2 protein-coding genes are annotated in these 981 nt (G+C 45.5%); both read left to right on the top strand.

What is annotated here, in order from left to right; translation table 11 throughout:
• Nucleotides 1-169 precede the first annotated feature (169 nt).
• On the top strand, nucleotides 170-577 hold the full coding sequence (locus SIN01_RS15155) for a hypothetical protein (RefSeq protein WP_029548370.1): 408 nt from the start codon (nucleotides 170-172) through the stop codon (nucleotides 575-577).
• Nucleotides 537-981: glycosyltransferase family 39 protein (locus SIN01_RS14825; protein ID WP_174842595.1), on the top strand; the 445-nt coding region annotated here is incomplete at its 3' end. The genes SIN01_RS15155 and SIN01_RS14825, both read left to right, overlap by 41 nt.

Below are 981 nucleotides of genomic sequence, written 5' to 3'. Positions count from 1 at the left end.
CGCAGGCGCCCGAGCATCTGCGCGTTTGATGCACTGTCTTTTGCGTGACCAAAAACACATCCTTTTTCACCTGTAAAAAAACAGCTGACTGCTGTCGCGATGCATCAAAGCGTACCCTAATCATGGTCACCGTACCAACAACTTGTGACTGAGAAGAGGGCAAAAAGTTATGGAAAAACTGAAACTTGCGAAGGCTACACATAACAAACGTTTGCTCGTGAAATTATTCAGTATCGCTTTCTTTGTTAGTTTTCTCGTCGTTCTTTTTTCAAGCTTCGCCTATCCATTTGATTATCTTCAAAAGTACGGCTATATTGGCCCCATATTGTCACTGAGCCTTTTCGCAATGATTGTGCTTCTGTTTTATCTCGCATTCTACCGCTTGCTTTCGCGCTTTAATGACCGGCATATTCGTATGATCAGTACGCTGATTGGCGTCATCATGCTTGGCTTTGTTACATTTCTGATCATTGGCTTTCATGCGGTTCTCCCACCGCTCATTGACGGGGGGGCACACCTATGCCGAATCGCTGTATTTGCTTGCGCATGGGCATGCGTCCGATACCCTCTACTTTAAGGTCTATCCAAACAACATTCCCATAGCGCTACTGCGTTTTCTTCTGTATAAGTTTGCCGGTCTGTTTCACATCTCAAGTTATATGGGGATTGACCGCTCATTCTGCGCCATCATGCTTGGCATCGGTATTTTTGCAGGATGGCGGCTTGTTCGGGATTGGATTGACGAACGGGCGGCCTGTTTGTATCTGTTGATCAATCTGACTTGTCTGCCGCTATTTTTTTATACGCTATACTTCTATACAGATACTGCAATTATCGCATTCCCTGTTCTGATGCTCTATTTCTGGCATCGTTACGCGCAGTCAAGAAAACTTCGCTTTATAATGATCCTCGGCGTGTTTCTCGGTATTGGCCAGCTGATCCGTCCGAATCTGATTCTGTTTCTACCGGCACTTGCCATTT

This window comes from Sporolactobacillus inulinus, from assembly GCF_006539285.1.
Lineage (GTDB): Bacteria > Bacillota > Bacilli > Bacillales > Sporolactobacillaceae > Sporolactobacillus > Sporolactobacillus inulinus.
The sequence above is the reverse complement of the archived record's forward strand: the minus strand, read 5'-3'. Positions and strand labels throughout refer to the sequence as shown.